This window comes from Frankia sp. CeTa3Moorea (assembly GCF_978021225.1).
Genome location: NZ_CDXDOR010000033.1, coordinates 29,493 through 38,627, shown reverse-complemented (window position 1 = coordinate 38,627; position 9,135 = coordinate 29,493). Strand labels below are relative to the sequence as shown.

The following is a 9,135-nucleotide window of genomic DNA, read 5'->3' as shown; positions in this document are numbered from 1 at the left end:
CACCCGACCCGACCCCGGCCCGGGGTCACGCGGGTGCCCGGGTCCACGGGCTCCCGGCGAGCGGGCTGCTCGGCAGCGTCTCGATATTTCCGTCCACCTGGGAAGCTGTCCTGCGACAATGGAGGAAGCCAAGGGGGTGTCGTGGCTACCGTTCCGGTAGGCAACCGTATGGTGGCGGGCCGATACCGACTCGTCGCGCGGCTGGGTGCGGGTGCGATGGGGACGGTGTGGCGTGCCTTCGACTCCGTGCTGGAGACCGAGGCAGCCCTCAAGGAGATCGAGTTCGCTGGCGGAGTCGCCGAGGCCGAACGCGCGGACCGGGTCGAACGCGCCCTGCGGGAGGCGCGCCACGCGGCCAAGCTTCGCAGCCATCCGCATGTCGTCACCATCCTCGACGTGCTCTTGGAGAACGGCCTGCCCTGGATCGTGATGGAGCTCGTGCCGTCTCGCTCCCTGTTCGAGGTGGTCCGGTCCGACGGGCCCCTGCCCGTCGCCGAGGTCGCCCGGATCGGGAGCGCGGTGCTCGACGCCCTCGTCGCGGCACGGGCGCATGGCATCGTTCACCGTGACGTCAAGCCGTCGAACGTCCTGATCGGGACCGACGGACGGGTCGTGCTCACCGACTTCGGCATCGCCACCGGCGACGGCGACCCGACCCTCACCGTCACCGGTGTCCTCGGGACCCCCCTCTACATGGCGCCGGAGCGGCTGAACAACCAGCCCGCCACCTTCGAGGCGGACCTGTTCAGCCTGGGCGGCACGCTGTACTTCGCCGTCGAGGGCCGGCCGCCGTTCGAGCGGGACACGTTCGGCGCGATGCTCGCGGCCATCCTGCTGCACCCGCCCGCCCCGGCGCACCGGGCCGGCGAGCTGGCCGCGGTGCTCGACGGCCTGTTGGAGAAGGACCCCGGCCGGCGGATGACCCCGGCCCGGGCGCGCGAGCTGCTCACCCGGGCGGCCCGGGCCGATCCGCCGCGTCGGGCGGCCCACGTTGACGAGCTGTCCTGGCATCCAGGGCCCACCGCCGAAGCGGCGCCCACCCAGGTGCCCAGCCAGGTGTCCGGCGGGCACGTCGATCCCGACGCGCCGCAGACCGGCTATCCCGCCGCCCCGATGGAGCTCACCGCGGTGGAGCAGGACGGCGCGGTCCTGCTCCGATGGGAACCGTCGGTCACGCAGGGCGCCTCCTACCGGGTGTCGCGTGTTCTCGTCGATCCCACGGCCCCCGGCGGCCGCCGCGAACGCAGCCTGGGCATCACCACGGCCACCGAGCTGTTCGACGCCGGCGTGCCCAGGGGCGTCCCGCACTGGCACGAGGTGGTCACCACGGTGTCCGGCGAATCCGGCCAGCTGCGGTCCGTACCGGTCCGCACCCCGACCCGCACGCTCTTCCCGCCCGTCACGGCGCTGCGGGCAAGCATGATCGACGACGCGGTCGCGCTGTCCTGGCGTCCGGTTCCGGGGCAGGGCTGCGTCGTCATCGAACGGACCTTCGCCGAGACCTCCCCGCTGTCGGGCGCGAAGCGCCGGTTCCGCGGATCCGACGGCTATTTCCTCGACCAGGACACCGCACCCGGCGCGATCTACCGCTACCAGGTGTGGGTCGCCGGGGCGGACGCCTCGGATAGTCTCGCCGCCCCGTCGGGTGCCGCGGAGGTGCTGGTGCGGGTCGTCACACGGCCGCGCGCGGTGGTGGATCTGGAGGCCCGTTCCACCCTGGGCGGCACCGTCCTGCGCTGGACGACCGTGCCCGGAGCGATCGTGCGGATCTACGTGACCGAGGTTCCCGAGCAGGCCGGGCTGGTCGGTACCGGCCCGTTCGGCCCGGCCGACCACGAGGTGGGCGTGGGCTCGCTGGAGGGCCGGGCCCGTCTTGTCGGGGAGAGCCGCCGCGGACGTCTCGTCGACCGCAACCCCGCCGGCATGGTGGTGTACACGCCGGTCACCATCACCGAGGACCGCGCGGTGATCGGCGCGGCCGTCACCCATCACGCTTCGTAAACAGGCCCCGATCGTGACCTGAACGCCCATCCCGAGCGGTGTGGCCGCGGGCCCGGGTGCCAGCATAGGTCACCGTGAAAAGTCCAGACAACATCGCCGGCAGCACCGGCACAATCGACAGCATCGACACCACCGGCCCGACCGACCGCACCAGCCCGAGCCACACCGATCAGGACGGCTCCGCGCCGCTGCCAGCCTACGGCTACCGTGACATCGACCCGGGCACGGCCCGCCGGGCGAGCCGCTTCTACTGGGACGATGCCGCGGCGGACTACCAGTCGGAGCACGGCGCGTTCCTCGGCGACAGCGACTTCTGCTGGTGCCCGGAGGGACTGCGGGAGTCCGAGATCGGGTTGCTCGGCGACGTCGCCGGCAAGGTGGTCCTGGAAGTCGGCTGCGGCGGCGCGCAGTGCGCCCGCTGGCTGCGCGGGCAGGGCGCCCGGGTGGTGGGGTTCGACCTGTCCGGCGGTCAGCTGGACCAGGCCCGCGCGCTCGGGATCCGCACCGGTATCAACGTGCCACTCGTCCAGGCGGACGCCGCGGCGCTCCCGTTCGCGGCCGCCAGCGTGGACGTGGCCTGCTCGGCGTTCGGCGCGGTCCCGTTCGTTGCCGACAGTGGCACCGTGATGCGGGAAATCGCCCGGGTGCTGCGGCCGGGTGGCCGCTGGGTGTTCTCCACGACCCATCCGTTCGTCTGGTGCCTGCCGGATGACCCGGACGAGAACGGCCTGCGGGTCTTCCACAGCTACTTCGACCGACGCGCCTACACCGAGCACGACGAGCAGGGCACCGCGATCTACACCGAGACGCACCGCACGATGGGCGACCGGGTCCGCGAGATCGTCGCCGCGGGACTGATCCTGCTCGACGTCATCGAACCGGAATGGCCTCCCGGCCAGGAGCGGACCTGGGGGCAGTGGGGACCGATCCGGGGCAGCTACGTCCCCTCCACCTCAATCTTCGTAACTCAGCTCCCTTCCGGGGCATCGGGCGCCGATCAGTACGAATGCGGCGCGCACCAGGCCACCGGCTCAACGCGGCAACGGGCTGACACACTATGCACACAACGCCCCAGGGTGCGGTGAGACGGCCCGATCCCCCCCGTTATGGTGAGCCCCGGATTCGCCGTTAGGGGCAGGCCGTGTATCACGCTCACTCCACACCCGGAGATGTCACGTTCAGGCGACGCGGCAATCCGGCCGCCCGCGCGTGCGCGGGCGTGGTCATGACAGCGGCACTGATGCTCATGGCCGGGTGCTCTTCCAGCGGCGGCGAGACCGCCTCGTTCACCCCGGTGCCACGGGCCACCCGGATCGCGCCCGCCGTCGAGGCTGATCCCTTGCCGCCGTTGAGCAAGTTCATCACCCAGCCGGACGGCAGCCAGGTGACGACGGTCAGCGCCGACTACCTGTTCGACTCGAACAGCAGTGAGCTCCGGAGGGAGGCCGTGACCGCGTTGGGGCAGATCCTGCCGTCGATCCGTGAACACCCCGGCCACATCGCGGTCATCGGGTACAGCGATGGGCTGGGTCGGACCGAGGACAACCTACGGCTGTCGCAGGATCGCGCCAGGGCGGTCGAGTCGTGGCTTGCGACTCAGGGCATCCCCGGCTCGGTGCTGGAGGTCAAGGGCAAGGGCGAGGAAGGCGCGCAGGACGGCGTCGCCGACGCGAGCCGGCGCCGAGTGGAGATCGTGCTGCGATGACGAGCAATTTTCCCGTCGCTGTTCCCGTCGCTCCCACGGCGGCGGCCGAGGATGCGACCAAGGACGATCTGATGGTTGCCGGGCCGCGGCGACGGGCCCGGCCCAAGCGGCTCGCCGGCCTGGTCGCGGCGACGCTGCTCGCGGTGCCGATGCTCACCGCCTGCAACACCGGCGGTCTACTGGGCAAGGCCGACGCCTCCGCTCCGTTGGACTGCACCCGATACCAGGAGAAGGCGCCGGACAACGGCGCATCCCTGCTACTGATCCTTCTCGACCTGTCCGACAACTCACCCGAGACGGCCGGGCGGGTGACCGCCCGGGCCCAGCCCTATCTCGACACCGCGCTGGAGAACGGCGAGTACATCCGGCTGGTCGCCAGCGGCGGCGGCCCGATGACCTACTCGGACTGCTTCCACGGCGACCGGATGTTCCAGATCACTCGGAACAACGACCAGCGCGAGGAAAAGGACCGGCTCGCCGCGTCGAAGGTGCTCAGCCAGGAGATCGACCACATCATCTTAATGAGCAGATCAGCCCGAAGGGCAGCGTGACGGGCCTGCTTGCCGGCATCAACGATGAGATCAACGCCGTCCGTTCCACGCCTGACGTGAAGGTCGACAAGGTGACCGTGCTGGTCTGGACGGACCTCCTGGGTACCGGTCAGGAGTCCGACTGCCTCAACGTCGACGGCAAGAAGGCCTCCGTGTCGATCGCCGAGGCACTGGTCAAACGGTGCTTCGAGACGAAGCAGATCACCTCCGTCGGAAACGGCAAGGTGCGTTTCATCGGCGTCAACGAGGGATCGGCGGACCGCCCGCAGCAGGACCTCGCCCGTTATCTCAAGGGCGAGCTGTGCCGACGGATCAGCAGTGACTGCAGCTAGGACGGCTCCGCCCCGACCGGACACCCGGCGTCGTCATCCTCATGCCCCCGACCAGCCCGGTCCCGTCGAAAGCGGCACTGCATTGACCACTCTCACCGCCACCTCCGGTCCAGCCGCGACCGTCGCCGGGGCACCCGAGATCCCGGAACACCCCGCCCGCATCCGCCGCGACGCGCACCACGCCGACACATCCGAGCCACTGATGATCGCGACAGCACCGGTGGAAACCCACGCAAGGAGGCGACCCATGGGTGTTCTTCACGAGCCCGAGGAGCAGCATTTCAGCCCGGCCCTCATGCGCTCGACGGTCGTGATCACCAGCTGCCTGCTCATGCTCGCGGTGCTGGAGATCTGGGTCTGGCTGACCCTGTCGTCGCCGTTCGCGAAGGTCTCCGTCACCGGCTCGATGATCGTGACCGCGCTCAGCTTCTTCATCACCGGGAACACCTTCCGACTGCGCGACATCCGCCGTCGCGTGGGCAACCAGGCCCGGGCCGGCCGGATCGCCCCGATCGACGCGCTGTCCAGGCTGCCGCCGCGGGAGACCATCCAGCGACGATTCCTGCTGGGGGCCGTCGGTGCGGTCGTCGGGGTCGGCACGCTCGTACTGACCATGGTCTTCTCCGGTGACGAGGCCCAGGGTGCGCGCGAGGCGATGGTCGCCTCGGTGCTCGGCATCGTCTGCGCCATGCTCTGCTTCGTCGGCGGCACCTTCGCCCGTCCGATCGACTGACCCGCCGACCACACCGACCAGCAGCCGACGACGCCGCCGACAGCTCCGTGGAACCTCTCGTCGAATGTCCCGTCGAACCCGTCCGGTCGAACCCGGAAGGACCGAGATCGGAAAGTAGGAACCTCCAAGGTGCTGCGTAGGGGAAACCAGCCAGGGCGTCTGGCCAAGCAGCTCATCCGCCGGGTGGGAGACGCCGACATCGCGCTGGCGGGCGCCGAGACCCGCCCGAAGGTCCTCAAGAGCCTTGAGGACGCGGAGGTCCAGGAGGTCCGCGCTGCGGTCCGGGCCGACGGGCGGACCCTGGAAGAGCTGATCGCCGAACTCCGGATGGAGATCGACTCCCGGGCCGAACGCCGGGAGCGGCGGACCGAGCTGATCAAGAACAAGGTCGAACAGGGCCGGCTGTGGCGCAGCGTCGGGGTGCAGGAACGCATCCCGCAGATGGCGCTGGCGGGCCCGGCCCGGGCCGCGGTGCTGACGGTGCTCGCGGCGCTGGACTTCTACGTCTTCGCCCAGTCCTACGCCGTCCTCGCCGACGTCGGCGGGTACGGGCCCGAATGGTGGCTGGGCGGCCTGCTGGGGGTCGCTGTGTTCATCGCCGGGGTGGCGCTCGCCCACGGCATCAAGGCGTCGATCCTCGCGCGGGCCCAGAAGCAGATGCTCGCCGACGCCGACGCGGGCCGATTCAAGATCGATCCGGAGATCCGCGAGCAGCTGGTGGAGTCGAAATCGTCGCCGCTGGCCCTGACCCTCACCACCGCGATCTTCCTGCTGCTGTCCATCGCCGGGGTGCTGGTACGCACCCAGGGATCGGCCGGCGAGAGCACCGGCAGCGCGGTGATCGTGTTCCAGGCGTTGATCCCGCTGGTCGCCGTCGCGGTCGAGCTCTACCTGCACGACCCGACGGAACGGGACGAGCCGATGCCCAACATCGTCGACCGTCGACTCGAACGGCGGCTGGCCAAGGCCGAACGGCGGCTGCGCATCGTCGCGGCCCAGGTCGAGGCGAAGGTCTCCAGGATCGAGAAGCTCTACCGGGTCGAGGAGGCCATCCTTGACGTGGAGCAGAAGGACATGGGCCTGCGACACACCACCGACCTCGTCCTCGGCGGTGGCCACATCCCGACCGTCCCGACGAACGGCCGGGTCGCCGAGGTGGACCGCGACCAGTTGGAGAAGACCCTCAAAATGGCCCGTCGATCCTGATCCGGCCGACGGGTACCATGTGAGACCGCCATCGAAGAGCACGCCGCCCGCGTGCCGGCCCCACGACCGGGGGTGACACTATTCCCATGCTTTCGGATGACGGCCTTTCGGATGACGACGTAGACGAGATCGTCTTCAAGGCCGCGGGAAACGGCGACCATCGCGGCGCGGCGGCCACTCTGGAGGCCTTGGCCGAACGGAGCGAGACGCACGGCGAACGCGTCACCCGGGCGTCCCTGCTGGTCGACGCGGGCAGCCAGTACGGGCTTGCGGACGACTGGGACGATGCGATCCGCTGCTACCGGGCTGCGGTGGCGGACGGCGGCGGGTGCCTGGTCGATCCCCGCGTCTGGCTGCATGACGGCCTGCTGCGCAACGGGCAGCCGGACGACGCGGCCGCGCTGCGGGCCGAGCTGAAGGCGTCCCGGTCGGTCGATCCGGGCGTCTACGAGGCCGTGGCCGAGAGCCTGGAGTCAATCGGCCTGCTCACCGACGCCCACGCCTGGTTCACCATGGGCTACCACCGCTGCGAACACGCCACGGTCCCCGACTTCATGCTCGATCTCCTGCTGGTCGGCCGGCGGCGGGTGCGCGTCGCCCTCGGTTATCCGACGGACGATCTCGACGAGGTGGCCGAGGACTACATGGAGACGGTCGGCGGCTGATGGCCCCCGGGGTGCCCGGGGAAGTACCCGGTGCCCGGGGAAGAGCGCGGCCGGATGCTTCGTTGCAACCAGCCGTGAGCCCGACCCGACCTGTCCCCTTGTCCGTGTTGGATCTCGTCCCGGTGGGCACCGGCGTCCCCGCCACCGACGCGGTCCGCGGGACGCTCGAACTCGCCCGACATGCCGAAAGGCTCGGATACACCCGATACTGGTTGGCCGAGCATCACGGCATCCCGGGGATCGCAAGCTCGGCGACCTCGATCCTCATCAGCCAGGTTGCCGCGGCCACTACCACCCTCAGGGTGGGGTCCGGTGGGGTGATGCTGCCCAACCATGCGCCACTCGCCATCGCCGAACAGTTCGGCACGTTGGGCACCCTCTTCCCGGGACGGATCGATCTGGGTATCGGCCGTGCTCCCGGCACCGATCCCGCGACCGCCCGGGCTCTGCGCCGCACCAGCGACCTGCCGGCCATCGACGACTTCCCCGCGCAGCTCGCCGAACTGACGACCTTTCTGGCCGGGGGGGATTTCCCCGACTCGCACCCGAGGCACGGCGTCACCGCGTTCCCGCGGGCCGAGGTGCCGCCCATCTGGTTGCTGGGATCGAGTGGCTACAGCGCCCAGGTGGCCGGCATGCTCGGCCTGCCGTTCGCGTTCGCGCACCATTTCAGCTCGGTGAACACAGTGCCGGCGCTGGAGCTCTACCGGAAGTCCTTCCGTCCCTCGCCCGGCCGGGAGCGACCGTACGCGCTCGTCGCCGCCGCGGTACTCTGCGCCGCCGACGACGAGCGCGCGGAGTGGCTGGCCGGACCGCAGCGGCTGGCGATGCTGCGGCTGCGTACCGGCCGCCCCGGGGTGTTCCCCTCACCCGAGGAGGCCGCCGCCTACCCGTGGACCTCGCGGGAGCGGTCGCTCGCGGAGGCCGCCACCGCCTCGCACATCGTCGGCTCCCCGGTGACGGTTCGCGCGGGGATCGACGCACTGCTCGACGAGACGGGCGCCGACGAGGTCATGGTCGTCACCAACGTCACCCGGCTGGCGGACCGGATCCGCTCCTACGAGCTGGTAGCCGAACTCGGCGGACTGACGTCGGCGGGTCCGGCGACCGCGAGCGGCCGGGGCGCAGTACCCGTTCGGTGATCCGCGCAACCAGTCCGCGCGGCAGCAGTCGGGAGGCATTGGAGGCCAGGTAGTTCAGCCGTCCGTCGATGACATACGCCTGGCCGCGGTCGAGGGCACGGAATGCGGTGGCGATCACCTCGTCCGTGGTCCGCAACCGGCCACCGGCGGACATCCGGGTTCCCAGCACCTCGAAGAACTCGGTGTCGGTCGGTCCGGGGCATAACGCGAGGACGCGGACCCCCCGCCGACGGTACTCGGCCCACAGGCCGATCGAGAACGACGGGACGAAGGCCTTCGAGGCCCCGTAGACGGCCATATACGGGACGGTCTGGAAACCCGAGGTGGAGGAGACGTTGATGACCGTGCCGCGGCCCCGGGCCACCATGCCCGGCAGGAACAGGTGCGCGACCCGTTCGACGGCCACCACGTTCAGCATCACCTCACGATGATCCCGGTCGGCGGACAGCTCATGGTAAAGGCCGCGTGTCCCGAACCCGGCGTTGTTGACGAGGATGTCGACCTCCAGGCCCGCTTCGGCGACCGCCTCGGCGAGACGGTCCGGACCACGCTCGTCGGCGAGGTCCACCGCGATGACGTGCGCCTCGGTGCCGTACCGGGCAGCGAGGCGCTCCGCGACCATCCACAGCTTCGGTTCGGACGGCGCCACGAGGACGAGCCGGGCTCCACGGTCCGCGTACGCCTCGGCGAACGCCGCGCCGATGCCCGAGGATGCGCCGGTGATGAGAGCGGTGCTCATCCGAAGATCCGGGTCGGCGGTCATGCTTCTCCTGCTCAGCCGGGGTTCCGCGCGGGCGGGC

The 9,135-nt window shown here is 70.4% G+C and carries 10 protein-coding genes; 9 read left to right on the top strand and 1 reads right to left on the bottom strand.

Translation table 11 applies throughout. From position 1 onward, the window contains the following. Positions 1–141: 141 nt before the first annotated feature. The 9 genes from AC08OV_RS08785 (at position 142) to AC08OV_RS08745 (ending at position 8,335) form a co-directional block, all read left to right on the top strand. Positions 142–2,001 (top strand): protein kinase domain-containing protein, encoded by a 1,860-nt coding sequence (locus AC08OV_RS08785; RefSeq protein WP_476612524.1) that lies wholly within the window; start codon positions 142–144, stop codon positions 1,999–2,001. 74 nt (positions 2,002–2,075) lie between these two features. Further along, entirely contained in the window at positions 2,076–3,086 is a 1,011-nt protein-coding gene (locus AC08OV_RS08780) for a class I SAM-dependent methyltransferase (protein ID WP_476619527.1), read from the top strand. A gap of 140 nt (positions 3,087–3,226) precedes the next feature. Further along, positions 3,227–3,706 (top strand): OmpA family protein, encoded by a 480-nt coding sequence (locus tag AC08OV_RS08775; protein ID WP_476612523.1) that lies wholly within the window; start codon positions 3,227–3,229, stop codon positions 3,704–3,706. After that, positions 3,703–4,257: a hypothetical protein gene (locus tag AC08OV_RS08770; protein ID WP_476619526.1), complete on the top strand. Its 555-nt coding sequence runs from the start codon at positions 3,703–3,705 to the stop codon at positions 4,255–4,257. Before AC08OV_RS08775 ends, AC08OV_RS08770 begins: the two co-directional genes overlap by 4 nt. Next, on the top strand, positions 4,254–4,589 hold the full coding sequence (locus tag AC08OV_RS08765; protein ID WP_476619525.1) for a hypothetical protein: 336 nt from the start codon (positions 4,254–4,256) through the stop codon (positions 4,587–4,589). The genes AC08OV_RS08770 and AC08OV_RS08765 overlap by 4 nt, the downstream gene beginning before the upstream one ends. 247 nt (positions 4,590–4,836) lie before the next feature. Next, positions 4,837–5,322, top strand: coding sequence for a hypothetical protein (locus tag AC08OV_RS08760; protein WP_011434820.1), 486 nt, complete (start codon positions 4,837–4,839; stop codon positions 5,320–5,322). Between the two features lie 129 nt (positions 5,323–5,451). Continuing rightward, a complete protein-coding gene (locus AC08OV_RS08755) occupies positions 5,452–6,528 on the top strand; it encodes a hypothetical protein (RefSeq protein WP_476612521.1) in 1,077 nt (358 codons plus the stop codon). 86 nt (positions 6,529–6,614) lie between these two features. Beyond that, on the top strand, positions 6,615–7,193 hold the full coding sequence (locus AC08OV_RS08750) for a hypothetical protein (RefSeq protein WP_476612520.1): 579 nt from the start codon (positions 6,615–6,617) through the stop codon (positions 7,191–7,193). Positions 7,194–7,267: 74 nt separating this feature from the next. After that, on the top strand, positions 7,268–8,335 hold the full coding sequence (locus AC08OV_RS08745) for an LLM class flavin-dependent oxidoreductase (protein ID WP_476612525.1): 1,068 nt from the start codon (positions 7,268–7,270) through the stop codon (positions 8,333–8,335). On the opposite strand, the gene AC08OV_RS08740 is transcribed toward AC08OV_RS08745, so the two are convergent. Further along, positions 8,223–9,098: an SDR family NAD(P)-dependent oxidoreductase gene (locus AC08OV_RS08740; protein ID WP_476612519.1), complete on the bottom strand. Its 876-nt coding sequence runs from the start codon at positions 9,096–9,098 to the stop codon at positions 8,223–8,225. The genes AC08OV_RS08745 and AC08OV_RS08740 overlap by 113 nt on opposite strands. Between the last annotated feature and the right edge of the window lie 37 nt (positions 9,099–9,135).